The following is a 24,579-nucleotide window of genomic DNA, read 5'->3' as shown; positions in this document are numbered from 1 at the left end:
GCTACTCCACCCCGATCTGCACCAGGCACGGGTCGTGGTCGTTACCTTGCAGCTCGATGTGGTGGTCGTCGATCTGCACGTCCGGGTACAGCTCGGCGAAGGTGGCCTTCAGTCCTTCGATGGCGGCCTGGTCGGTCGCGGGGGCGCTCCACAGCAGGGTCACGAGTTCCCCGCCGTCGGCCAGCATGGCGCTGAGGGTATCGACCATCGTGTCGGGCGGGCAAGTGGCGAAACGCTGGGCCTCCACCGCGTCGATCATCTCCTCGACGTTATCGTCCCAGTCCACGGTGGGGTCGTTCACCGCCAGTGCCGCCAGCCCGCCGACCAGCGATTTCGTATCGATGATGTCGACCTCTCGCGTCCCGTCTAACCCCTGCAGCGCGGCGACGTCCTGCCCGTTGGTCAGCACGGCTATCGGCCCTGCGCCCAGCCCCTGCACTGCTTCGCCCAAGGTTTTATTGTTTGGTGACGCCACCGCCACCGCCCCCGCAGCCTCAAACAACTGTGCGACCCCGCCGGTGGGCGTGAGCGCCACGATGAACGGCCCCTGGTCTTCCGTCCGTGCCTGGGACCCCGCGGGGGCTGGCGTGCTTGGGTTTCCGTTGTCGGCGGCTTCCCCGTCGGCCGGCAGAACCTCGATGCGCAAGTCGGTGACAGTTCCAAGGGCGAAGGCCTTCTCGATGACCTCGCCGGCTCGGTTGGTGTGCACGTGCGCGGTGCCGGACTCCGGCCCCAGGGGTCCGACGATCACCGAATTGCCGTGAGCCTCCAGCAGCTCCCGCAGGGCGGCCAGGTTCCCCTCGAAGAAGAACATCACCTCGACCTCTTGCTGGGTTCGTTCGTGGTCGGGCGTGGGGGCGTCCTCAATAAGACCCGCACCGTCCAGAACATCAACCAGGGCCTGCAGGATCACCACGAGGCCCTGGCCGCCTGCGTCCACGACCCCCGCTTCGGCGAGGACGGGCAGCTGGTTGGGGGTGTTGGCCAGGGCTTCCTCGGCGGCGTGGAGGGCGCGGGTGGCGACGTCCGCGAGGTTCGGCTCGGCCTCGTGAGCGGCGGTGGCGGCGGCATCGAGCACGCTGATGACGGTGCCCTCGACAGGCGTGGAGATTGCGGTGCGGACGAAGCCCACAGACTGCGAGAGCGTGTCCGCCACGGCGGGGCCGTCGATGTGTCCCTGCGAGGCCGCCTCGGCGAGGGCGCGCATCACCTGGCTGAGCACCAGGCCGGAGTTTCCACGGGCGCCACGAACCGCGCCGGTGGCCAGGGCGATGGTGACCTCGGGGAGGCTTGCGCCTTCCTCCAGCGCGTCGACCGTCGAGACTGCGGTGGTCATGGTGTGCGCCATGTTGGAACCGGTATCGGAATCCGGGATCGGGAAGACATTCAGGGCGTTGATCGCCTGGCTCTGCTCGCGCAGCCGGCTGGCCGAGAGGCGAGCCCACTGGGCGACGACGCGCGCGTCGAGCTGAGTGGGCGCCTGATTCGCCGGTTGTGCTTCTGCCACCGGTTGCGCCTCTGCCTTGCTAGATTTCACTCCCACTACCCTAGCGAACCAGCCAGACAGCAGTGCGGTTTGCGGGATCGCGGCGCGTTATTCCTTCCGTGCCAGTGATGTAGATCTCCCGCATCCAACGCGAATCCAGGTGGGGGGGTTGACTTGTTTATCGTTCACCCATAGAGCACATAGTCTCCATGAGAGTGCTGTAGACGGCACTCGGCTCGCTATCGTGCCACTCGGTGTCACTGTCGCGCTCGTCCTGGTTTTGCGGTTGAGCCGTCGGCTCGTAGAGCCACCAGAGGTTTTGCCACGGATCAAGAAGTCTTGCGAGACGATAGCCACCGTAGAAATCGCTAATTGGAGTAACGACGCGGCCTCCTTCCTTTACAGCCCTATCGAGGCACGCCTGGGCGTCAGGAACGTAGACCTGCAGGAGGGCTGGCGTGAACGGCCAATCTTGCTTTCGATCACAAAGCATGATGGTGGCATCTCCAACCATTACTTCCGCATGGATGATCGAACCATCTCGATCCGGCGTGCGAACATGCGCTGCTTCTCGACCATCGAAAACTGTTTCCACGAAGTGGATGAAGCTCACGGAGTCGGGGACGATGGCGAAGGGGTTTATGGTGTTGTGTCCAGTCGGGATTTTCAACGAAGTCATGTATACATAAAATATGAATAATTCAAGCAAAGTCAAGTACCGCCAAGGCGCTAGTTTCCTGTTGGCCACACTTGGACGCCGTGCCGAGAGAGCATGGGCAGCTCTCCTCACAGAGCAGGGAATTACCACCGCGCAGTTCACAGCCATGGCGGCGATCGCGGAAGGCGAACGAACACAAAACGACGTAGCAATGGTTACAGCCGTTGACCCGCGAAACATCGGCGCCACAATCAAAAAGCTCACGGCGGTGGGGTGGGTTCAAGCTCGATCAAACCCCGCCGATGCGAGATCACGACTCCTCTGTTTGACACCCGCTGGCCAGCAGTGGTGGGACGATGTTCAGCCTGCCCTGCGTCAAGGACGTGACTCATTTTTCCAGGGACTCACCCATAGAGAGTTGACCAACTTGGAAGAACTCCTCGGAAAACTCGAGGCTGCACAATCCGACAAAGCAACGAACGGACCCGGCCATCGTTGATAAATGTACTGACCGGAGACATTAGTTCAGTGTTCGTAGGTGGCTCCGAAGTCGCTTGTCAGCCAGTCCTCGATCGAGTGCCACGGGAATATTGGCGGGTCATGAGGTCCAGGGAAGGTTGCCACATCCTCTACGCGGTCGAGGCGGAAGATGCGCCAGTCCTCGCGCATGAGGTCGTAGGCAATGAGGTACCAGCGTTGCTGGCGCAGGAAGTGTCGATACGGTTCGATGGTCCGGTGCGAACGACGACCATGCTGGTCGGTGTAGCCGAAGGTGACCCGCGAACTTGTCGCGATGGCGTCGGCGATCGTGCCCACGAGATTCCAATCCACGGACGCTGGAGGTTCCCGAGAGACTTGTGTCGACAGGGCCACCGCCGCAGCCCTCTGTTTCAGCTTTTTGGGCAGGACTTGCTCGAGCTTGGCGCGTGCTGTCACAGCGGTGGCGTCGTCGGGCGACCACGCTTCGAGAACCAACAGGCTCGTGATGATCGTCGTGACCTCGTCCGCTGTCAGCAGCAACGGCGGAATCTTCATACCCGGCCGAAGAGCGTAAGTGCCGCCGGGGCCCGGGCGGGAGCGAACGTCGTAACCCAGGTCGCGCAGCCGCATGGCATCCCGACGCACGGTTCGTTCGCTGACCTGCAGCTTATCTGCCAGCTCGCGACCACCCCATTGTCCTCCTGACTGGAGCAGCGCCAGCAACTTGAGTGATCGCGTCGATGGAGTGTCCATGTCTCCATGGTTCCAGAAATTGCGGACAGGATCAGGCCGGATCTGCCTCTAGAGTGGAAGCACGAACGGAAGAGAGGAATCTTTGACACGACAAGCCGCATGACGACATAGAAGTTACAGTCTGTGTCCACGACATCTTCACTGAAAGCATTGTCTCAACAAAGAGACACTGACCTACGGGTGCGACGGTATGAACTAATAACCAGTCGCGTTTCCGGCCTTAGGATGCGGCTGCAGTCAGCAGCCGAATGCCAGCGTTTGCGAGCGCGGTCGTACCCGCGTCGGTTAGGCGCACCGCTCGACTGGCACCGAGGCGTTCAATCCACCCCTTGTCAAAGAACACCGTGCACAGTTCTTTTCCGAGCGGTCCAGCAAGGTGGAATCGTCGCTCGGTCGAGTCCATGCAGGGTGTGGCGGTCACCGACTGGGCATGGGGAAGACCCCAGGCAGCCAGCACCTCACGCCCGGCAGCGGTGGGCTCCCACGTGTCGGTCAGACATCCTCTGTCGTGAAGCTGTTCAGCGAGCGCGACGCCGAGGCGGCCTGCAAGGTGCTTGTAGCACGTGCGTCCTGCGCGGGCACGGTCAGTCGCGGATGAGGCTCGAAGACTATGTGCGGTATCGAACGTCGACTGCGCCACGATTCCGAGGCTCTCGATGACGTGGGCGATGTCGCCGCCGGCGAGGCAAACGTAGCGATGCCGGCCCTGGCGGACGTCAAGGACGAGTCCGCGCGCAGTGAGCAGGTCGACGTGTTCCGAGCCGTCGAGCGTGCCAGACCGCAGTAACGCGCGAGTTCGCCCACGGTCCATGCGCGCCCGTCCATGAGAGCAGCGCACATCGCTGCGCGTGAAGGGTCGGCCAGCGCGGCGGCGGTCCGGGAGATGTCCGGCAGAGCTTCGGGAAACGTGCGCGTGTCCATCCGTTCAGTATAGACCCCGCTCTGTTCGGTGACCACCGAACAGTTCCTGGACAAGACTCGATGCCATCACACCCGTCGTATTCAGAAGGAGGGATGACGGTGAGTAAGGAACGTCAACAGTACCGCGGCACATATGATGACGACTTCTACTGGGAAAGAGTCAACCGCAATCTCGGTTGGCTCGGCGATACCACCGAGGAACAGCGGGCCCGGCAGGAGAAGCTCCGCGACTCGGTGATCAGAGTCGTCGGCACCGGTGGCATCGGCGGCGCAGTGGCGGCCCGCCTGGTGCGCATGGGAGCACTGAATCTGAAGCTGGCTGACCCCGACCATTTCGATCTCACGAACGTGCAACGGCAGTACGGTGCCGGACGCGACACGATCGGTCGAAACAAGGCCGAAGTGGTCGCCGAGCAAGTCTACGACCTCACAGGCGACGTCAACATCGATGTCTTCCCCGAAGGCATCACACCCGACACCGCCGAGGAATTCATGGACGGATGCGACTACGTCATGGATCATATGGAGTTCTTCCAGATCAAGAACCGGTATGCCCTGCATCGGGCATTCCGCGCCTCCGACCGGTGCAAGTTCATCTTCAAGATCCCGACCGTGGCGCATTCGACTATCATCTTCACCTATAAGAAGGAGTCGATGCCGATCGAAGAAGTCTACGACGTGCCCGAGGACGCCGAATTCACACCAGAGGTGACGCGCCGTCTGATGGAACGGATCATGCCCGAGTACCAGGACTTCCCGTCGGAGGAGACCCTGGAGGAATGGTTTGTGAAGAACCAGACCATGCCGATCTTCGGAGCTTGCCCGCCATTGGCTGAAGGTGTGCTCGTCGAACGCCTGGCCCAGGAGATCATGGACCTTCCCGGTCGGGTGCCGCTTCCGGTGCAGCCCGGCTATGCGCTCTTCGACACCCTCACGTGGCAGGCGAAGCTGGTGGAGAAGGCGTGGTGGGCGCAATGACCACGCGATTCGTCCTCATCACTGAGACCAACTCGCTGTTCGGCTACGAGTTTCTACGCCGTCTCCTCGCTAACGAGCGCAGCGCCCTGTCCGCAGTCATCACGCGGGCCCCTGGTGTGCTCTGTGACTACTACCTCGACGACGACGTGCAGGTGGATGTCGCCGCCGATGCCCGCGCGAACGGGGTCGACGTGTATCAGCCCGAGGACCCCAATGCTTTCGAGATCGTGGAGGCGATGCGCACGCTGGCGCCGGATTACATCATCGTGGCGAATTACCAGTTGCAGGTCGGGCGCGCGCTGAGGGACGTGCCGACCGAGGACATCATCAATTTCCACCCCAGCCCGCTGCCACGCTATGCGGGGCTGGCCCCGTACTTCTGGATGGCTAAGAATCACGAGACCCAGGGAGGAGCAAGGTGAGCGCACCACGAAAAACTGGCGCACTGGTGGCTGTCGTGCTGGGATTCTTCATCGTCATGCTCGACACCACCATCGTCAACGTGGCCCTGCCCGACATGGCAGCGACTTTGAATACGCAGGTGGTCACACTGCAGTGGGTCGTCGATTCCTACACACTGGTGTTCGCCGCGCTGTTGCTGACTGCCGGTGCCGCCTGCGACCGGCTGGGTGCACGCAAGGTCTACATCTTCGGGCTCATCACCTTCGGAGTCCTCTCAATAGCTTGCGCACTCGCGCCAAACGGACCGGCCCTCATCATCGCCCGGGCACTCCAGGGCATCGGTGCCGCAGCAGTCGTGCCCGGGTCCCTCGCCTTACTGGCCACGATCTATCCCGACCCGGCTGAGCGGTCACGGGCGATCGGGCTCTGGGGCGGGGCCGGTGGCATCGCTGCCGCCTGTGGGCCAGTTCTCGGCGGAGCCCTCGTGTCGGTGATCGGTTGGCAAGCCGTTTTCTGGGTCAACGTCCCGATCATCGCTTTCGGCTGCTGGCTGACGATGCGTAGTATCGGTGTCCCGCGGCATGACCGCACCCGTCGGCTCGATCCCGCGGGCCAGCTGATTTCCATCACCGCGCTGGTGGCGATCACCTACGCCGTCATCACCTCCGGTGAACAAGGATGGAACCCGCCCCGGTTAGGCCTGCTTTTGTTCGGCGTGACCCTTGTGGCGGTGTTCGTCTGGGTGGAGCACCGGCATCCCGACCCCATGTTGCCCACTGTGCTCTTCCGGAAACCACGATTCACGGTCGCCGCCGTCGTCGGCTTCGCCCTCAACGTGAGCTTCTTCGGACAGTTGTTCGTCCTCTCGCTGTACTTCCAGACCTATCGCGGATACGAGCCACTCCTCGCCGGGCTCGCCCTGGCGCCCCAAGCATGCAGCGCAGTCATCGCCTCCCCATTGGGAGGCCGGGTCGCGGCTCGTATCGGACCCTTCCCAACCATGCTGATCGGATTGTGCATCGGGACAATCGGATTCGGGAGCCTGATCGTGCTGACCGGGACCACGCCATACCCGCTGATCGCGGTGCTGTCCTTCATCGCAGGGTTCGGAATGGCCTTCACCATGCCCGCCGCAACCTCTGCTGCCGTGACGGCGGCTCCACCCTCACACACCGGCGTGGCCGGGGGCGTCATCAACGCAGCCAGACAGACAGGAAGCATCTTCGGCATCGCGGTCCTCGGTGCCATGATCGCAGGCAGCAACGGTTTTCTTCCCGGATTCCACCAAGCCGTCGCGACCGCCAGCGGAGTCTTCGCCGTCGCGGCAGCACTCGTCGTCCTGATCCTTCTGACAACTCGCGAGCCAACAACTGAATCGGCCGCCTGATGACCCGAGAATTCATGCCGGTACCACCAGAAGACAGTGAGTCGCGCTTCTTGTTTGCCGCAACGGTTGCTGCGGCAAGTAAAGAACACCGGGACGGGATGACAGGCAGTCGCGAAATGCGATTCGGGAGGCAAAGAGTGAGAAATTCGTCGAGCAAGCCGAGATCGTGAGGGACGGCGTGAATCTGATGCGCCTACCGGCCCATCTCTGCTTCGATAATTGCTGGCCCGGTCACATATGCCGTACCTTCTTCTGCCCTCGATCAGGCGGCTGACCGAGCGCGCCTTCTCCCGGCACGCGGAGGTCTCCGGCAGACTGGGGCTAACGGTCCGCGAAGAGGCGAGGTTTGCGCGCGAGGAGGCCCCATCTCTGGGATGCCTCACACCAGCGAGGCCCGCATGAAGTGCATGAACGAGAAGGTAGCGGCGGCCCTCAGGGCGGGGGGCCGAGCCGAGGAGGGACAGGACGTTGGCTGACTTCAAGGACGAGCTCTCACCCGAGCTCATCAAGCGTCTCGGCAGCGAGCTCGCCGGTGCTTCGGCGTCGTTCGACCGCACAGCGTTCGAGCAGTGCGCGATCGAGGGGCTGGAGGGGCGCGAGCTGATGGCACGGATGGAGTGGATCGCCCACGCCCTCACCGAGACGATGCCACCCGCTCCCGAGGACGCCGACCGGGTGGTTCGTGCGGCTCTGGCTGATGGGGGTCTGCAGGGGTGGGCGTCGATGCCGGTCAACGCCTACGTCGCCCGGGCGATGCTCGATCGGCCCGATATCGGGTTGCCGCTGCTGGCGGCGTTGACTCCCCGGTACACGGCTGAGTTCGCGATCCGCCCGTTCATCGACGCCCAGTACGAGGCCACGATGGCACACCTACGGGTCTGGACCCGTGACCCGGACGAGCATGTGCGTCGGCTCGTCTCGGAGGGCAGCCGGCCGCGGCTGCCCTGGGGCAGGCGCCTGTCCGGGTTCATCGCCGACCCCACGCCGACACTGGAGCTGCTGGATGTTCTCGTGGATGACGAATCGCTGTATGTGCGCCGGTCGGTCGTGAACCATCTCAACGACATCGCCAAGGACCACCCCGACCTCGTCCTCGACACCGCCAAGCGGTGGGCCGCGACCACCACGCAGGGCGACTTCGTGGTGCGGCACGGGTTGCGCACACTCATCAAACGCGGGCACCCGGAAGCGCTGACGATCCTCGGATTCGACCCCGCTGTCCCGATCGAGATCACGAATCTCACCTGCACGCCATTAACTGTCGCAATCGGCGAGGCGGTCACCATCAGCTTCACCCTGCAGGCCGCTGCTGCGACGAGAGCGGCGATCGACTATGTCGTGCACTATCAGGGTGCCCGCGGCCTGAAGGCGGGCAAGGTGTTCAAGCTGTCCGTCAAAGACCTGCCTGCAGGCAAGTCCGTGGTCCTCTCGCGGGAACACCGATTCGGGCACGTCTCAGTGCGAAAGATCCATCCCGGTCCACACCGTATCGAAGTGCAGGTAAACGGCCGTGTTCTCGACGGTGCAGTTGTCGAGGTCGTTGACGATGTGACCTCGGGCACCTCGGCCTGATCCCATGTCCACCGGCTTCGAGCGCTCGGGGTTGAGCAGTCAGAAGAGGGTGGACGAACGGCGCGTAGCAGTTCCGGCGATCCTCCATCGAGCGTTCCTTCGCTCCGCGACTTCAGGAACCGTGACCGGCCGTCAGGAATCCCGACTGACCGTCGTGGATCTCGATGGCGAGTCGGGAATCCAGACAGCATCGGAGTCCAGCCCAGGGTCGGGACGACGCACCTGAGAGGCATGAAGTTCAGTCGGAAACGTGCGCGTCAAAAGACAAAGGCCTAAACGTCAGCACCGATGCCGCTGTCTATATCGGGGGAGACCCCGGCCCGCAACGTTTTCACCCATCTCTACAACGGGTGTTTTCGGATACTGCTTTCGCGTGCATGTTCGTGCTGCGTCGCCGAGTCGCGGCGATGCTCAAGCGGCGTAGCTGGTCACTGACGGAGGGAGGACCCTCATGGAGCTCCTGACCACGGCAGGCGGTGATGAGCGCTCGGCGTGGATCACGCTCGCGACCCTCGCGGCGCCGGGTGACCCGCTGACCGGGAAGGTGCTTACCGGTGTCGGCGCGGTCGAGACCCTGCGCCTGCTGGCCGACGACGGCCCGGTCCCGGGCCTGGACGGGATCTCGGCCGGCCTGTGGCGTGGCAGGCTGCGACCGCAAGCCGAGCTGGACAGGGTCGACAGTGTGATGGAACGCACCGAGCAGGCGGGCCTGCGCGCGCTCATCCCCGGCGACAAGGACTACCCGAGGGGCCTGAACGATCTGGGTTATCAGGCACCGTACGTGCTGTGGGCGGCCGGAAACACCGAGTTGCTGGGTCCTGTGGGCGCCTTCGCCATCACCGGCACTCGCCACGCCACCGCCTATGGCAGGCAGATGGCCAGCGAGCTCGCCGTGGACCTGGTTCATGACTGGGGCGTGGTCGTGGCCGGTGGGGCCTCCGGGATCGATGCCGCCGTGCATGAGACGGCACTGCGCAAAGGCGGGCGCACCATTGCCGTCGTCGCGACCGGCCTCGACGCGCTGTGCTGGGCCAGCGGCGGGGAACGGCTCGAAGAGATCGCCGCGAAGGGTCTGCTGCTCAGCGAGACCCCGCCCGGGTTCGGGTCGACCCTGGAGCGCGTGCTGGCCCGCCTGAGAATCGAGGCGGCGATCTCCGGGTCGGTCACTCTCGTCGAAGCCCGCGACCGGTCCGTCTCCCGGGCCGTGGTCGATCGGCCCCACGAGCTGGGACGCCCCGTCGGCGCGGTGCCGGGACCGGTGACCAGTCCGGTCAGCGAGGCCCCGAACGAACTCATCCGCGACGGGGGTGCCGCCGCCATCCTCAGCGCTACCGATGTCATGAACATCCACTACCTGTACTGACCGGAGACATTAGTTCAGTGTTCGTAGGTGGCTCCGAAGTCGCTTGTCAGCCAGTCCTCGATCGAGTGCCACGGGAATATTGGCGGGTCATGAGGTCCAGGGAAGGTTGCCACATCCTCTACGCGGTCGAGGCGGAAGATGCGCCAGTCCTCGCGCATGAGGTCGTAGGCAATGAGGTACCAGCGTTGCTGGCGCAGGAAGTGTCGATACGGTTCGATGGTCCGGTGCGAACGACGACCATGCTGGTCGGTGTAGCCGAAGGTGACCCGCGAACTTGTCGCGATGGCGTCGGCGATCGTGCCCACGAGATTCCAATCCACGGACGCTGGAGGTTCCCGAGAGACTTGTGTCGACAGGGCCACCGCCGCAGCCCTCTGTTTCAGCTTTTTGGGCAGGACTTGCTCGAGCTTGGCGCGTGCTGTCACAGCGGTGGCGTCGTCGGGCGACCACGCTTCGAGAACCAACAGGCTCGTGATGATCGTCGTGACCTCGTCCGCTGTCAGCAGCAACGGCGGAATCTTCATACCCGGCCGAAGAGCGTAAGTGCCGCCGGGGCCCGGGCGGGAGCGAACGTCGTAACCCAGGTCGCGCAGCCGCATGGCATCCCGACGCACGGTTCGTTCGCTGACCTGCAGCTTATCTGCCAGCTCGCGACCACCCCATTGTCCTCCTGACTGGAGCAGCGCCAGCAACTTGAGTGATCGCGTCGATGGAGTGTCCATGTCTCCATGGTTCCAGAAATTGCGGACAGGATCAGGCCGGATCTGCCTCTAGAGTGGAAGCACGAACGGAAGAGAGGAATCATCATGACGATCGCCATCACGACTCCGCAGGGGAACGTTGGTCAACACTTGACGCGCATGCTCATCCGAGCCGGAGTCAGACCGCTGTTACTCACCCGCCACCCGGAGAAAATCTCGACCTCCGTTGCGGAGTATGCGGACGTGGTAAAAGCAGACTCGTTCGACCCTGACCAGATCGTTTCAGCCACCGCTGGTATAGATGCGATCTATTGGGTCGATCCCCCAACCACCTCGTCGGCTCCTCTGGCAGACTACCGGCGTGCGACGGAGTCAATCGTCGCCGCAGTTGAGGCGAACCGGATCGGACGGGTTGTTTTCCAGAGCAGCGTTGGCGCGGAAAAGCGTCACGGTGCCGGTGAAATCGATGGCCTGGCCGAGACGGAAGTCGCTCTCGATGCCTGTGACGTGGACGTCACTCACCTTCGCTGCGGGTTCTTCTTCACTAATCTGCTGTTGGACCTGGCGTCGATCAGAACGGGGCACCTCCAGACCGTACTGCCACCCAACTTTCCGATGAGCTGGGTAGCCCCGCGAGATATTGCTGAGGTAGCAGCGCTCATCTTGCTGAATCGCAACTGGAGCGGACGCCATGTCCAGGCAGTTCACGGCCCTGAGGACCTGACATGGTCCCAGGTCGCGACAATCCTTTCAGAAGAGCTCGACCGGGAGGTCCGAGTCGAGCAGATCAGCGATGCCCAGATGCGTGAACAGTATCTCCAGGTAGGGATGCCACCGGACATGGCCGAGGCAATCCTTGAGATGTCCACCGGTCTACGTGAGGGCTTCATCCCCGAGCAGAATCGCACCCCGCTGACCACCACGTCGACGCATCTGCGTGGTTGGCTCCATGAGGAGCTCATCCCCGTTCTCTGAAGAGATTGAACGTGCAGGGGAAATTGCCATCGACAGGCAATCCCATATAGGGCCCATATAGGGCCGCCTGCTTAATTCCAGGAGATCGAATGCCACAAGCTAACGCGGCCTTGGCGCCGCGTCACCGATTCAAAGCCACTCGTCTCGTGGTGCACGAAGGATGGCCGATCAGTGAGGTCGCTGCTCGTTTCCAGGTGACATGGCCGACCGTGAAGAGATGGGTCGACCGTTACCGTGCCGGTGAGCCCATGCACGATCGATCCTCTCGGCCGAAGTCGTCACCGAAAAGGACGAGCAAGGATGTGGTGAAGCGGTGCGTGAGCCTGCGGATGCGGTTGAGAGAAGGACCCGTTCGGCTCGCCGGCCGGCTCCACGTTGCCCCATCGACGGTTCACCGTATCCTGCGCTCGGCGGGTCTCAATCGCCTCTCGTAAACCGATCGAGCTACGGATGAGCCGGTTAGGCGGTACGAGCACGACCTCCCGGGGTCACTCGTACATGTCGACGTGAAGAAACTCGGAAACATCCCTGACGGTGGCGGCTGGCGCTACGTCGGTCGTCGCCATGGCGAGAAGCATCGCGCCGCAACACCGGGCAAGTCACTCAGTGCCTACGGTAGTCCAAAGCTCGGATACTCGTTCGTTCACACCGTCCTTGACGACCATTCCCGCGTCGCCTTCACCGAGGTCCACGATGACGAAACAGCTGCGACCTCAGTCGGTGTGCTGTGCCGCGCGGTGGAGTGGTTCGCCAAGCACGGCGTCACCATAGAGAGAGTGCTTTCGGACAATGGAGGTGCTTATCGGTCCAACCTGTGGCACAGCACCTGCGAAGCTCTCTCGACCATGCCGAAGCACACGCGCCCTTACCGGCCTCAGACCAACGGCAAGGTCGAGCGCTTCCATCGCACCATGGCCGACGGCTGGGCGTACGCTCGCTGCTACACCAGCGAGCAGCAACGCCGAGACGCTCTACTGCCGTGGCTGCACCACTACAACCAGCACCGGCCGCACACCGCTTGCAACAACCAGCCCCCCGTTCTCAAGACTTATCAACGTCCCCAGCCAGTACAGCTAAAGCCGCCAGTCGACCGGGGCGCCACCCGATGCCTCCAGGATCGCATTTGCCCTGCTGAAGGGACGCGAACCGAAGAAGCCTCGATAGGCGGACAGCGGCGAGGGATGCGGGGATATCACGCAGCGCTCCGCGCCGATGAGCGGCGCCAGCTGCTGAGCTTGCTTACCCCACAGGATCGCGGCGAAGTGCGGGTTGGCGGCGACTTGGCGGACGGCGGCCTCGGTGATGGCCTCCCAGCCGCGGCCGCGGTGGCTACCGGCGTTCCCCGCCTGGACGGTGAGCACGCGGTTAAGCAACAGCACCCCGCGGCCGGCCCACGGAGAAAGATCCCCGCTGGTGGGGGCTGGCAGGCCGAGGTCATCTGCGTACTCGGTGTAAATATTCTTCAGCGACTTCGGCAGCGGCTCGCCCGCGGGAAGCTCCGCGGAGAACGCCAGCCCCACGGAGTGCCCAGGGGTCGGGTACGGATCCTGGCCGACGATCAGCACTTTCACCTGCGTGGGGTCGGCCTCGAAAGCCCGCAAAATTTTTTCTGGCGCGGGCAGGATCTGCGCTCGTTGTCCCGCCTGCACCTGCTGCCCCCGCGCCTGCTGGGCCACCTGGTGCCCCTCAGCCAGCGCGCCCTCCAGCACCGACTGCAGCCCCGGCAGATACCACGCCGGGTGGATCCGCTCGATCAGCTGGTGCGCCTGCTCCCGTACAGAATTCACGCCTGCTCCCTCGCCTTGTTGTGCCGTCTCAACTACACCGACTGCCAGCCGGACGTAAACGGCGGGCGCCCGCCGTCGACCAACACATAGTCTCCCTCATCCGAAAGGCTACGCACAGTCCCGATGCGGCGGTAGCCGCTGGGCATGCGGGCGTCCGTAGTTCCAAGGAGAGTATGGTCCTCACCGCCGGTGTAGATCCACTCCAGAGGATTCTTGCCAGTCATCTGAGCTGCATGCCGCAGCTTCTCATCGGGTACCAGCGCCGCCCCATCCAAATCCAGGCACACCCCGGAGCGCTCCGCGATGGCACACAGGTCCACGATCAAGCCATCGGAATTATCTGTCATAGCGCTTGCCCCCGTCGCACGCGCAACAGAGCCGCGGCCTGGCTCCAGACGCGGGGCGCAGTGCCAATCCGCCAGCTCGTTGAGAATCGGATCGTCCGCCGGGATCGCCTTGCGCGAGCCGTAGTGGCGCAGGATCGCCAGGCCCGCCGCGCTGTAACCGATCGGCCCGCTGGCGATAATCCGCTGCCCCACGCCCGCGCCGTCCAAGGTCAGTGCTGCAGCAGGCCCGGAGATCTCACCCAAGGCGGTGATGGAAATGACCAAGTCTTTGCTGGTCACAACGTCCCCGCCGACCAGCTCCGCCGCCCACGGGGAGGCTCCCTCGTCAATGCCGCGCGCAATATCCGCCACCGTCTGCAGCGGCAAATCCCCCGGCGTGGCGATCGCCATCAGGATCGCCGTCGGCCTGGCGCCCATCGCCTGAATGTCCGCGAAGTTCTGCGTCACAGCTTTCACCCCGACCTCCCACGGAGTCGAGTAGTCGAAGGTGAAGTGCCGGTCCTGAACGAGAATGTCCGTCGAGCACACGTGCCGTGAATTGGTGCCTGTGGGCTCCAACACTGCGGCGTCATCACCATTAAGAGAACTCGGTGCAGCCTGGCGGATCGCCGCGATGGTGGCGGCCTCGCCGGCCTCGGCGACGGTGAGTGAAGTACGCATGCGGCCTTTCAGTCGAGTGATGCTTGGGGTACCGCGACAAGTCTAATTAAGATGGTGCGCTATGAGTGACGATTCCACCTCTCCCGTGTCCACCCCGCGGTACCTTCTGGTGTTGTCGACGGTGCTGGCTATTTTGCTGATTGTTGTGGTGATCGTGGCGGCGAAGATCACGATGGATAAGAAGGTCTACGCTCCGGTGGCGATGGGGCCGGTGGATGCGCCGGAGGCATCGTCGCAGGTGTGTGCCGATTTCGTGGCGGCACTGCCGCGGGACTTAGATCGATTCCGCTCCGTGGAGGTGCGGGATCCAGCGCCAGATGGGGCCGCGGCTTATCGTGATTCTTCGGGCGCGGAGCTGTCTGTGCGCTGCGGGGTGAATGTGCCGGATCAGTACACAGTGCTATCGCCGGTGTTTACTTCTGGCGATGCACGCTGGACCGCCGTTTCCGATGCCACCCCGGGCTCTGACCTGCGTACTTGGTACGCGGTCGGGGGTTCGCCCGCGGTCGCGGTGACGGCTTCTTCCGACGTGGGCAGCGCGCTCGAGGGGGTTGGTTCTACTCTTTCTTCTCTTTATGACGCCAACTCTCCAGCAAAGCCCGCCCCCTACCCACTGTCCGAGGCTCCGGTGGCCGGCGGCACCGGTGGTTCCGGCGGCGCTGGCGCATCCGGTGGCTCTGGCGAGACTGGCGAGACTGGCGAGGCTGGCGGCGCTGGCGGCTCCGGTGGCTCCGGTGGCTCCGGTGGCTCCGGCGAGGCTGGCACATCCGGTGATTCCGGTGGCTCCGGCGAGGCTGGCACATCCGGTGGCGCGACCGAGTCCCCAGCGTGCCGCAAGTTCCTGGAATCTCTGCCGGATTCGCTGGGCGATTGGCGCCTGGTTCACATTTCGACCGGTAGCAAGTCTGGTGGGAATACCGGCGACGACAAATCCGGCAACGGGAAGTCCAACGGCGCTGCATCTGATGGTGGCTCCAAGGTGAAGAACCCCGATGCGCTGCCCGAGGGTGTGGACGAGTCGGTGTTCGACAAGGCTCCCAGCGGCTCGGCGACTTACCTGGCCGAAGGGCATGAGCCGGTGGTCATTCGCTGTGGCCTGGAGATGCCTGAGGCCTATGAGCCGGGAGCCAACCTAACCCAGGTAGATGACGTTCCGTGGTTCTCCGACCCCTCGCTTTCCCGCGGGTCGACGATGGGCCACTGGTATGCCCTGGGCCGGGAGCAGATTGTGGGGCTGGCGATGCCGCAATCCGCCGGCGACAAGGTCATCACTTCCGTGACCAGCGCAATCTCTTCTTCCCTCAAGCAGACTGAGAAGCAGTCCACCCCGGCTCAGCAGTAGCAGCCTGGCGCCCCCGACGGTAGCCGCCCCGCCCAGGTCCAGCAGTAGCGGCCCTGCACACGCCACCTCTGCAGTCCCACACTCCACATCCGCAGCCCCGCGCTTCCCACCTGCAACAGGAACCTCACTCACACCATGCCGTCAGTGCCAAATGTCGGAAAAGTTGCAAAACGTCAAAACGCTACTCTCACCCTCGCAAGCAAAAAGCTCCTGACCTGCATGTTTGCAATATTGAAAATACGTCCCAGTAACAAATTGCAACTTTTCCGACACTTTCGCCCTCCGCGGCCCCAAAACGGCAGCTATCCCGGCACTTCTCCTCTCCGCGGTCCAAAAATCTGCAGCCATTCCGGCACTTCCCCCTCGTGCCGGCTAGTAATGGGCACATCCCAGCCTCAATGTCATCAGAACAGAAATCCATCCCCGCAGCTGGCGAAAGAATAGGCACACCCCGGCACCAAATGTCGTTAGAACGGGAATATGTCGCCGCGACCAAATCCCCGCAAATTAGATCGAGTCTCTGACCTGCAGGTTTAGGTTAAAGAAAACTGGTATCAATAACAGATTCCCGTTCTAGCGACATCTGCACCGGAAGCTCGCCCGATGTACATCCCGAAAGGAACTAACAACCGCCCCTACAGCCGCATTTGTCTATCACCTTCACTTCTGCAACAGCGGCAGAGCCAGCCAGCAAAGCCCCAGGCAGCTACTCCCAGTTAAACCAGCTCCAGCCAGAGCCAGCCAGCTAAATCAGACCCAGCCAGCTAAGCCAGAGCCGGGCAGCTACTCCCAGCTAAATCAGAGCTAGAGCCAGCAACCCAGCTAGGCCAGGGCGCGGGCGATCAGCGCGCTGACCAGGTCGCCGAAGCTCACACCTTCAGCGGCGAACATCTTCGGATACATCGAGATGGGCGTAAATCCAGGCATCGTGTTGATCTCGTTCAGCACGGGTCCGTTTTCCGTCGCAAAGAAGTCCACACGCGCGATGCCGTCGCACCCCAGCGCGTTGAACGTGCGAATGGCCAGTTGACGGATCTCCTTGATCGTCTCCGCAGGTAGCGGCGCCGGAATGGTGGCGGAAACGGTGGAGTCGACATACTTGGCGTCGAAACCATAGAACCCTTCGGCACCATCCTCAGTGCCGTTCAGCATCGCCGGAACAGAAGACACGATCGAGCCATCCGCGTGCTGCAGCACACCGCACTCGACCTCGGCGCCGTGGATCATGGCCTCCACGATCACCTTGTTGTCGTGGGAAAAGGCCAGGTCAACGGCGGCATCGAACTCCTCCCAGCTGTCCACCTTGGAGATGCCGATGCTGGATCCGCCGCGCGCCGGTTTCACGAACACGGGCAGCCCCAGCCGCTCCTTCTCCTCCGCTGTCAGCTCGCGGGGCTGGAACAGGATCAGCTCCTCGCCCACCGGGATGCCAGCCTCGCGCGCCAGCCGCTTGGTGAAGTCCTTGTCCATGCCCGCCGCCGAGGCCAGCACGCCATTGCCGACGTACCGCACGCCAGCCAGATCCAGCACGCCCTGCACGGTGCCGTCCTCGCCGTTCATGCCGTGCAGCACCGGGAAAACAACGTCCACCTGCGCAAACACTTCGCCTGCCTGCGGGCCAGTCACGTAGCGCATCTCGCCCGCCGCGTCAGTTCCAGCCCCGCCAAACGTCAGCTGCACGTGCACGCCCCCGTCTTCCACGCGCGGCATGTCCCGCCCGTCCGCGCGCAGCTGGGAGGTGTCGGTCGTCCCGGGCACCCACGCGCCGGCCTCGGTGATCCCCACGGGAACCACGTCGTAAATCTCCGGGTCCAGGTGGTCGATCACCGCACCTGCGCTAATGCAGGATACGGAGTGCTCAGTCGACTGGCCGCCGTACAGGACGGCGACGGTGGTGCGTGCGTGCTTCTTGGCTTCGTTACTCACGGCTTTTTACCTTAGCCGTTTTTAGGACGCCACATCCTCACCGCCCCGCCCCTTCAACCGAACTGCCAGTCTGCTTAGGTCTACTCGGCCTTCTTGCTGCGCCCAAGCAGCCCCATCATTATCTGCTGCACATCCGCACCTTCGTGGCATACCCCCACAACGGCCTCGGTGATAGGCATTTCTACGCCGACCTTCTCCGCCAGCTCGAAGACGGACTGGCTGCTGACCACGCCTTCGGCCACCTGTCCCTTGGTGGCCTTGGCAGCTTCTTCCAGGCTTTCGCCCTGGCCGAGGCGCTCGCCGAAGCTGCGGTTGCGCGAGAGCTTGGAGGTACACGTGGCAACCAGGTCTCCCATGCCCGCCAGCCCGCTGAGGGTGCGCGCGTCGGCGCCGACTTTCAGAGCCAGGCGGGTCGTTTCCGCCAGCCCGCGGGTGATGACGGTGGCGGCGGTGTTGTCGCCGAACCCCATGCCCGCAGCAATGCCCGCCGCCAGGGCGATGATGTTCTTGCAAGTGCCGGCGATTTCACAGCCGATGACGTCCGTGTTGGTGTACGGGCGGAAGTACGGTGCAGCCACGGCCGCCTGGATCAGCTTCGCGCGGTCCATGTCGGTGCAGGCCACAACGGTTGCGGCGGGCTGCCCCTGGGCCACTTCGCGGGCCAGGTTCGGCCCGGTCAGCACGGCAACGCGCTCGCTGGGCACTTCCGCGACCTCGGAGATCAGCTGGCTCATCCGCAGGCCGCTGGAGTGTTCGATGCCCTTGGCCAGGCTCACCAAGGAGGCATCCGGGCCGATGAGCCCCTTCCAGTTCTGCAGGTTTTCGCGCAGCGACTGCGACGGTACTCCCAGCACCACGATCTCCGCGCCGCTCAGTGCTTCGGCTGGGTCGGCCGTCGCGGTCATCGCGTCCGGCAGTTCGATGTCCCCCAGGTAGGCGCTGTTTCGGTGATTGTCGCGCACGTCGTCGGCGACTTCGGCGCGGCGCGCCCAGAGGCGGACCTCGTTACCGGCGTCAGCAAAAACCTTGGCAACCGTCGTGCCCCAGGAGCCTGCGCCCATCACTGCTACTTGCACCATCTGCTTGTCGCCTTCCCACTTGCGCTGTGCGCCTATACTGCGTGCCTACTTGTCTGGCTGAGTTCGGTATAACTTTTGGGTTCGTTATACGATTGTCGGCAATAGTCTATCGAAAGGGATCCCTTTAAAAGTGATCACTCACACAGGAACTGGCGATCTTTCTACGTCCCTGGCCATGTCGCGGCACGATCAGGGCCACGTGACCCGCATCGGATCCCGCCCCAGCGAGGAGTTCGCCCGCCCGACCTTCGCCGCGGGTGCGGTTATTTGGCGCTTCTCTTCGGACGCCGCCGCCTCCACCCCTAACTCTCCCGAGTCCACGGACGTGGAGATCGCGATCATCCACCGTCCCCGTTACGACGACTGGTCGCTGCCGAAGGGCAAGGTCGATCCGGGCGAGAATCTGCCGGGTACCGCCATGCGCGAGATCTGGGAGGAGACCGGATTCAGCGTGCGCCTGGGCTGGGTTCTGGGTTATGTCCACTACCCGGTTGGTTCGCGCACGAAGGTGGTTTATTACTGGACTGCCCAGCACTTGTCCGGCAAGTTCGAGCCCAACGATGAATCCGATGAGCTGCGCTGGGTTTCCCCGGAGGAGGCCAAGGAGCTGCTGAGCTACGAGGCCGACCTGAAGGTCGTGGATGCCGCCATGGGTGTGCTGAAGCTGGGTTGTGACCGCCGCGTGCTGTACGTTCGCCACGCGAAGGCGCATGCCCGCGAGGGTTGGGCCGGCGACGATGACCTGCGCCCCTTGAGCAAGAAGGGCCGCCGCCAGGCGGAGCTGCTGGTCTCTGAGCTGTCGGGCTACCGCCCGGAGACGATTTCTTCGGCCGTTCCGGTGCGTTGCGAGCACACGGCCGCGCCGATTGCTCAGGACTTAGGGTTGGAAGTTACTTTTGACGCCAACCTGGGCGATGCCGGGTGGGCTGCCGATTCGGATGCAGCGGTGGATGCGTTCCACGCCGCCACGGCCGCGCCGGTGTCCATGGTTGTTGCCCAGGGCACGGTGATCCCGGGTGTGCTGGCCCGCATCGCGGGCGAGCACGACGTGGAGATTGAGGATATGCGCGTGAAGAAGTCCAGCACCTGGGTGCTGCACTTCGCCGGGGATAAGCTGCTGGGGCTGGATTACCTGGCCAGCCCGCTATCCGTGAAGTAGCGACCAGTTCCCCGGCACCCGGGCTGGCCTGCGCTAGCTTGCAGGAATGGTGCGCGGCTTGAAGCTGGCGCGCTGGGATTCGAAGGCCTCGATGGCCTCTTCGTTGCGCAGGGTCAGGCCGATGTCGTCCAGGCCCTCCATCAGGCGCCAGCGGGTGTAGTCGTCCACGTCGAAGCCGAAGGTGTGGGTACCCAGAGTGACGGTGCGGTCTTCCAGGTTCACGGTGATTTCCGCGCCCGGCTGTTGTTCCAGGAGCTTCCAGATCAGCTCGATGTCGCTCTGTTCCATCTGGGCGGCCAGCAGACCGGCCTTGCCGGAGTTGCCGCGGAAAATGTCGGCAAAGCGGGAGGATAGAACCACGCGGAAGCCGTAATCCATCAGTGCCCAGACGGCGTGCTCACGGGAGGAGCCAGTGCCGAAGTCAGGGCCGGCCACCAGCACGGAGGCGTTCTTGTAGGGCTCCTGGTTCAGAACGAACTCCGGGTCCTTGCGCCAGCCGGCGAACAGGCCGTCCTCGAAGCCGGTGCGGGTCACGCGCTTCAGGTAGACGGCGGGGATGATCTGGTCGGTGTCGACGTTAGAGCGGTTCAGCGGTGCCGCCACGCCAGTGTGGGTGTTGAACTTTTCCATGGTGTTCTCTTCTGCTTTCTGCCCCCCACCTGCTACTTAGGTCGCTGGCGGGGAGGCTCGAAAAATTTTTAGGCGGGTCTTGTGCGGGTATCTAGCGGTCTGTCTTACAGATCCGCCGGGCCTGCAAGGTGGCCCGTCACGGCGGTGGCGGCGGCAACTGGTGGGGAAACCAGGTGGGTGCGCCCGCCCTTGCCCTGGCGGCCTTCGAAGTTTCGGTTGGATGTGGAGGCCGAACGCTCGCCCGGGGCAAGCTGGTCCGGGTTCATTCCGAGGCACATGGAACAACCTGCGGTGCGCCACTCCGCCCCGGCGTCAATAAAGATCTTGTCTAGCCCCTCTTCTTCCGCTTGCATCTTCACTCGCGTGGAGGAAGGAACAACGATCATGCGCGTGCCCTCGGCGACAGAGCGGCCCTTGACGACCTCCGCGGCGGCGCGCAGGTCCTCGATGCGGGAGTTGGTGCAGGAGCCGAGGAAGACCGTGTCGATCTTGATATCGCGCAGCGGGGTGCCCGGCTTCAAGTCCATGTACTCCATGGCGCGCTCGGCGGCGAGGCGGTCGTTGTCGTTGGTGAAGTCCTCCAGCTGCGGGATGGATTCCGCCAGCGGCAGGCCCTGGCCGGGGTTGGTGCCCCAGGTGACGAAGGGGGTCAGTGCGGAGCCGTCGATGTGGACGACTGTGTCGAACTGCGCGTCGTCATCGGTGCGCAGGGACTTCCAGTACTCCACGGCTGCGTCCCAGTCCTCGCCCTTCGGCGCGTGCGGGCGCCCTTCGAGGTAGTCGAAGGTGGTCTGGTCGGGGGCGATCATGCCCGCGCGGGCGCCGGCTTCGATGGACATGTTGCACATGGTCATGCGGGCTTCCATGGACAGCTTCTCGATGGCCTCGCCACGGTATTCGATGATGTGTCCCTGGCCGCCACCGGTGCCGATCTTGGCGATGATGGCCAGGATCAGGTCCTTGGAGGTCACGCCCGGCTGCAGTTCGCCGGAGACCTCAATGGCCATGGTCTTGAAAGGCTTCAGCGGCAGGGTCTGGGTGGCCAGCACGTGCTCGACCTCGCTGGTGCCGATGCCCATGGCGATAGAGCCGAAGGCACCGTGTGTGGAGGTGTGCGAGTCGCCGCAGACGACGGTCATGCCAGGCTGGGTCAGGCCCAGCTGGGGGCCGACGGTGTGGACGATGCCCTGTTCGATGTCACCCATGGAGTGCAGGCGGATGCCGAATTCTTTGGCGTTGTCGCGCAGGGTGGATACTTGCAGGCGGCTGGTGGGCTCCTGGATCTCCTGCAGGTCGCCGGTCTTCACGCCAACGGTGGGGACGTTGTGGTCCTCGGTGGCGATGGTCAGATCCGGGCGGCGGACCTTGCGGCCGGCCTGGCGCAGGCCGTCGAATGCCTGGGGCGAGGTGACCTCGTGCACCAGGTGCAGGTCGATGTACAGCAGGTCGGGGCCGCCGTTTTCTCCGGCTGCAACGATGTGGTCGCGCCAGACTTTTTCCGCGAGGGTTAGGGGTTGGTTCGTCACAGTCTCTCCTCTGTGTCCGCTATACAGTTCCACTGGATGGAATGTATAGTATCAAATCATGGGACACAATACGGAAATTCCCGCAACGAGCGGCATTCAAGTTTTGGACCGTGCGATCTACATTCTAACGGTGATCGCAGCGGAGCCCCGCAACCTTTCCGATCTGTGCGCCATCACCGGCCTTCCGCGCGCCACGGCGCACCGTATCGCCGTCGCGCTGGAGAAGCACCGGTTGATCGAGCGCGGGGTGGACGGTGCGTGGGTCACTGGCCCAGCCCTGTCCGAGATGGCGCCGTCTACCTCTTCTCGTCTTGAGGACGCCGCAGAGTTCATCCTGCCCGACCTCATGGCAAAGACGGGCGAATCAGTGCAGCTATACCGCCTTTCCGGGATGGAGCGCGTGTGCATCGCCAACGCTGAGCCCGCCACCGGGCTGCGGGATACGGTTCCGGTGGGCCACCGGATGACGTTGACTGCCGGATCCGCGGCCAAGCTGCTGGTTGCTTATGCGCCGGAGGCATTCCAGAACCAGGTCCTGCCGGATGCCGCGTACACGCGCGAGGAGTTAGAGAAGATCGCCGCCGAGGGGATCGCGGAATCCTCCGCCGAGCGCGACCCCTCCCTGGCTTCGGCCTCCGTGCCAGTCTACGGGGCGGACGCGCAGAACCGCACGGTGATCGCCTGCCTTTCCATCTCTGGCCCCGTCGCCCGCATGGGCGAGCACCCGGCAGAGAAGTTCGGCGCGGATTTGAAGGAATCCGCCCGCCAGCTGGAGAACCTGCTGCGGAAGTAGCAGAAAAAAATTTTAGACACACAATCTTTCCCAACATCTTAGGAGAATCAGACCCATGACCAGCGATAACACCGCGAATCAGAACCCGGCCACCAACGACGAGCGCTTTGAGGCAGGCATTCAGGTCCGCCGGGAAGTCATGGGTGACGCATTCGTGGATGCCGCCCTGGAGCGTAACGCGGGCTCCGATGGCGAGGCGCTGCAGAAGCACGTCACCGAGACCGTCTGGGGTTCCGTCTGGACCCGCGACGGGCTGGCTCGCCGCGACCGCAGCCTGCTGAACATAGGCATGCTGGTGGCGCTGCGCGCGACCGAAGAGCTGCGCGGGCACGTCCGCGGCGCGCTGGAGAACGGCCTGACACGCACGGAGATCACGGAGGCGATCATCCACGCCTCCGGCTACTGCGGCGCCCCCGCTGCCCTCTCGGCGATGAAGGTCGCCCAGGAGGTACTGGTCGCGGAGCTCGGGCCACTGGAGAACGACGACAAGTAGCGGCGGGCTGGACGCGCTAGGTTCGCGGCAGCTCGCGCCACTCCACGGTCAACTCGCTGGCATAGGGGTTTTCGCCGCGCTCGGCACGGGCGGCACGTTCGGCAAGGAACTCGTAGAAGTTCTGCGTGCCGTCCTCGATTCCGTCGGCCACATCCTCGCCGGCGGAGGTGATGTCCACCAACGCCGGACCAGTCGTGTCGTCGGGGTTGACCAGTTCGGCACCCCAACCTCCCTCGCCCCGCCGGCCGTCTTCGTCCGCGGACAGGGTACGGAGCCAGGCTTCGGCTGAAGTGTGGGCGTCAACACCAAAAAGAGCGGCGCGAACAGTGGCGGGCGTGCCATCGTTGCCGGGTGGGGTGCCCCAGAGCCAATCTAGGTTTACGCGATATGGAGAGAGAATGGGGGACTCCTTTAGTAGGGTAAAACCATGAGCGAGTACAAAGACAAGCGCTGCACCGACCAGGAACGATCCGGCGCCGTGGAGGCGCTGTCCAGGGCGATGGCCGATGGTCAGCTGACTATCGCAGAGTTCGACGAGCGGTCGGGCCAAGCGCATGCTGCGACCCAGCGTAGCGAGTTGGTGGACTTGCTGGATGATTTGGTGGATGAGCCTGCGGGGTTGCTCTTTGGACCTGGCGCGAGCACTGCGGTTGCGCACCGCGCGCCGAGTGACGTGGAGTGGGCTGCTCACCAGGCTTCGGACGCCCAACGCCACCGTGAAATGGTACTTGCGCGGTCGCGGTCGCTGGTGACTGCCGGGGGCTCCGAGACGGGCTTCAGCCTAGCGATGTTCGGCGGGGTGACGAAGGCTGCGTGGCAGGTGCCGAAGGCTCACTGGAACTTCAATATTTTCGGCGGTTCGGACTTTGACCTGCGGGATTGCCGGTTTAGCGATCCGGTGACCACGCTGTGGCTGAATAGCTGCTTTGGTGGGGCGGATGTGCTGGTGCCGGAGGGCGTGCGCGTCGATATGGGCGGCCTGGCTATTTTCGGCGGCAACGAGCTAGTGGTGGAGAACGGCGCGATCCACCCGAATAGTTCGCCGGAGGACGCTCCCCTGTTGCTGATCCGCGGGCTGTCGATTTTCGGCGGCGTGACTGTGAAGGTTGTGCGGGGTTAGATGCAAGAGTTGTCAAAAGCGGTTAATTGCCAGCCCGACAC

The 24,579-nt window shown here is 63.7% G+C and carries 24 protein-coding genes and 1 pseudogene; 14 read left to right on the top strand and 11 right to left on the bottom strand.

Translation table 11 applies throughout. From position 1 onward, the window contains the following. Position 1: 1 nt before the first annotated feature. Together QKE30_RS00125 and QKE30_RS00120 are read right to left on the bottom strand one after the other, a co-directional pair. A complete protein-coding gene (locus QKE30_RS00125; RefSeq protein WP_347933788.1) occupies positions 2-1,537 on the bottom strand; it encodes a DAK2 domain-containing protein in 1,536 nt (511 codons plus the stop codon). A gap of 127 nt (positions 1,538-1,664) precedes the next feature. Then, positions 1,665-2,165, bottom strand: coding sequence for a VOC family protein (locus QKE30_RS00120; protein ID WP_239202475.1), 501 nt, complete (start codon positions 2,163-2,165; stop codon positions 1,665-1,667). A 13-nt stretch (positions 2,166-2,178) separates the two neighbouring features. Here QKE30_RS00120 and QKE30_RS00115 point away from each other — a divergent pair, with 13 nt between their 5' ends. Then, positions 2,179-2,643: a MarR family winged helix-turn-helix transcriptional regulator gene (locus QKE30_RS00115; protein ID WP_297666955.1), complete on the top strand. Its 465-nt coding sequence runs from the start codon at positions 2,179-2,181 to the stop codon at positions 2,641-2,643. Positions 2,644-2,669: 26 nt separating this feature from the next. Here QKE30_RS00115 and QKE30_RS00110 read toward each other — a convergent pair whose 3' ends face one another. Beyond that, positions 2,670-3,377, bottom strand: coding sequence for a WYL domain-containing protein (locus tag QKE30_RS00110; protein ID WP_239202479.1), 708 nt, complete (start codon positions 3,375-3,377; stop codon positions 2,670-2,672). Positions 3,378-3,987: 610 nt separating this feature from the next. Here QKE30_RS00110 and QKE30_RS00105 point away from each other — a divergent pair. The 6 genes from QKE30_RS00105 to QKE30_RS00080 all read left to right on the top strand — a co-directional run bounded on the left by QKE30_RS00105 (position 3,988) and on the right by QKE30_RS00080 (position 10,000). Further along, a complete protein-coding gene (locus QKE30_RS00105; protein WP_347933787.1) occupies positions 3,988-4,164 on the top strand; it encodes a hypothetical protein in 177 nt (58 codons plus the stop codon). Between the two features lie 227 nt (positions 4,165-4,391). Then, the gene (locus tag QKE30_RS00100) at positions 4,392-5,276 is read left to right on the top strand and encodes a ThiF family adenylyltransferase (protein ID WP_297668295.1); all 885 of its coding nucleotides are present in this window, start codon (positions 4,392-4,394) and stop codon (positions 5,274-5,276) included. Then, positions 5,273-5,698, top strand: a complete 426-nt coding sequence (locus tag QKE30_RS00095; protein ID WP_347933786.1) for a formyltransferase family protein — start codon at positions 5,273-5,275, stop codon at positions 5,696-5,698. The genes QKE30_RS00100 and QKE30_RS00095 overlap by 4 nt, the downstream gene beginning before the upstream one ends. Next, positions 5,695-7,065: an MFS transporter gene (locus QKE30_RS00090; RefSeq protein ID WP_347933785.1), complete on the top strand. Its 1,371-nt coding sequence runs from the start codon at positions 5,695-5,697 to the stop codon at positions 7,063-7,065. The genes QKE30_RS00095 and QKE30_RS00090 overlap by 4 nt, the downstream gene beginning before the upstream one ends. A gap of 468 nt (positions 7,066-7,533) precedes the next feature. Further along, a complete protein-coding gene (locus tag QKE30_RS00085; protein WP_347933784.1) occupies positions 7,534-8,637 on the top strand; it encodes a DNA alkylation repair protein in 1,104 nt (367 codons plus the stop codon). Between the two features lie 451 nt (positions 8,638-9,088). Beyond that, the gene (locus tag QKE30_RS00080; RefSeq protein WP_347933783.1) at positions 9,089-10,000 is read left to right on the top strand and encodes a DNA-processing protein DprA; all 912 of its coding nucleotides are present in this window, start codon (positions 9,089-9,091) and stop codon (positions 9,998-10,000) included. 14 nt (positions 10,001-10,014) lie between these two features. Here the strand turns inward: QKE30_RS00080 and QKE30_RS00075 are convergent, their stop codons facing one another. Beyond that, complete coding sequence (locus tag QKE30_RS00075; protein ID WP_239202479.1) at positions 10,015-10,722, bottom strand: WYL domain-containing protein; 708 nt, start codon at positions 10,720-10,722, stop codon at positions 10,015-10,017. Between the two features lie 84 nt (positions 10,723-10,806). On the opposite strand from QKE30_RS00075, the gene QKE30_RS00070 reads away from it, so the two are divergent. Both QKE30_RS00070 and QKE30_RS00065 read left to right on the top strand, forming a co-directional pair. After that, a complete protein-coding gene (locus QKE30_RS00070; RefSeq protein ID WP_239202481.1) occupies positions 10,807-11,676 on the top strand; it encodes an NAD(P)H-binding protein in 870 nt (289 codons plus the stop codon). An 89-nt stretch (positions 11,677-11,765) separates the two neighbouring features. After that, a pseudogene (locus tag QKE30_RS00065) lies at positions 11,766-12,753 on the top strand (IS481 family transposase). Here the strand turns inward: QKE30_RS00065 and QKE30_RS00060 are convergent. Both QKE30_RS00060 and QKE30_RS00055 read right to left on the bottom strand, forming a co-directional pair. After that, the gene (locus QKE30_RS00060; protein WP_239202483.1) at positions 12,750-13,463 is read right to left on the bottom strand and encodes a uracil-DNA glycosylase; all 714 of its coding nucleotides are present in this window, start codon (positions 13,461-13,463) and stop codon (positions 12,750-12,752) included. The pseudogene QKE30_RS00065 and the gene QKE30_RS00060 overlap by 4 nt on opposite strands. Positions 13,464-13,495: 32 nt before the next feature. Beyond that, positions 13,496-14,470: a thiamine-phosphate kinase gene (locus tag QKE30_RS00055; protein WP_239202485.1), complete on the bottom strand. Its 975-nt coding sequence runs from the start codon at positions 14,468-14,470 to the stop codon at positions 13,496-13,498. 61 nt (positions 14,471-14,531) lie between these two features. On the opposite strand from QKE30_RS00055, the gene QKE30_RS00050 reads away from it, so the two are divergent. Continuing rightward, a complete protein-coding gene (locus QKE30_RS00050; protein WP_239202486.1) occupies positions 14,532-15,812 on the top strand; it encodes a DUF3515 domain-containing protein in 1,281 nt (426 codons plus the stop codon). Positions 15,813-16,634: 822 nt separating this feature from the next. Here QKE30_RS00050 and QKE30_RS00045 read toward each other — a convergent pair. Then, positions 16,635-17,738 (bottom strand): D-alanine--D-alanine ligase family protein, encoded by a 1,104-nt coding sequence (locus tag QKE30_RS00045; protein WP_239202487.1) that lies wholly within the window; start codon positions 17,736-17,738, stop codon positions 16,635-16,637. An 80-nt stretch (positions 17,739-17,818) separates the two neighbouring features. Continuing rightward, the gene (locus QKE30_RS00040) at positions 17,819-18,817 is read right to left on the bottom strand and encodes an NAD(P)H-dependent glycerol-3-phosphate dehydrogenase (RefSeq protein WP_239202488.1); all 999 of its coding nucleotides are present in this window, start codon (positions 18,815-18,817) and stop codon (positions 17,819-17,821) included. Between the two features lie 130 nt (positions 18,818-18,947). Here QKE30_RS00040 and QKE30_RS00035 point away from each other — a divergent pair, with 130 nt between their 5' ends. Further along, on the top strand, positions 18,948-19,976 hold the full coding sequence (locus QKE30_RS00035; protein WP_239202489.1) for an NUDIX hydrolase: 1,029 nt from the start codon (positions 18,948-18,950) through the stop codon (positions 19,974-19,976). 33 nt (positions 19,977-20,009) lie between these two features. On the opposite strand, the gene leuD is transcribed toward QKE30_RS00035, so the two are convergent. Both leuD and leuC read right to left on the bottom strand, forming a co-directional pair. After that, complete coding sequence (leuD, locus tag QKE30_RS00030; RefSeq protein ID WP_034973007.1) at positions 20,010-20,606, bottom strand: 3-isopropylmalate dehydratase small subunit; 597 nt, start codon at positions 20,604-20,606, stop codon at positions 20,010-20,012. Between the two features lie 104 nt (positions 20,607-20,710). Then, a complete protein-coding gene (leuC, locus tag QKE30_RS00025) occupies positions 20,711-22,132 on the bottom strand; it encodes a 3-isopropylmalate dehydratase large subunit (protein WP_347933782.1) in 1,422 nt (473 codons plus the stop codon). Between the two features lie 58 nt (positions 22,133-22,190). Between leuC and QKE30_RS00020 the strand changes: the two genes are divergently transcribed. Continuing rightward, positions 22,191-22,925, top strand: a complete 735-nt coding sequence (locus QKE30_RS00020) for an IclR family transcriptional regulator (protein ID WP_297667043.1) — start codon at positions 22,191-22,193, stop codon at positions 22,923-22,925. Between the two features lie 55 nt (positions 22,926-22,980). Continuing rightward, positions 22,981-23,418: a carboxymuconolactone decarboxylase family protein gene (locus QKE30_RS00015; RefSeq protein ID WP_297667042.1), complete on the top strand. Its 438-nt coding sequence runs from the start codon at positions 22,981-22,983 to the stop codon at positions 23,416-23,418. 16 nt (positions 23,419-23,434) lie between these two features. Here QKE30_RS00015 and QKE30_RS00010 read toward each other — a convergent pair whose 3' ends face one another. Beyond that, on the bottom strand, positions 23,435-23,596 hold the full coding sequence (locus QKE30_RS00010) for a hypothetical protein (RefSeq protein ID WP_347933781.1): 162 nt from the start codon (positions 23,594-23,596) through the stop codon (positions 23,435-23,437). A 249-nt stretch (positions 23,597-23,845) separates the two neighbouring features. Between QKE30_RS00010 and QKE30_RS00005 the strand changes: the two genes are divergently transcribed. Further along, a complete protein-coding gene (locus QKE30_RS00005) occupies positions 23,846-24,538 on the top strand; it encodes a DUF1707 domain-containing protein (protein WP_347933780.1) in 693 nt (230 codons plus the stop codon). Positions 24,539-24,579: the final 41 nt, after the last annotated feature.

The organism is Corynebacterium sp. c24Ua_83 (assembly GCF_039907245.1).
GTDB lineage: Bacteria > Actinomycetota > Actinomycetes > Mycobacteriales > Mycobacteriaceae > Corynebacterium.
This window is presented reverse-complemented; position numbering and strand designations above follow the sequence as displayed.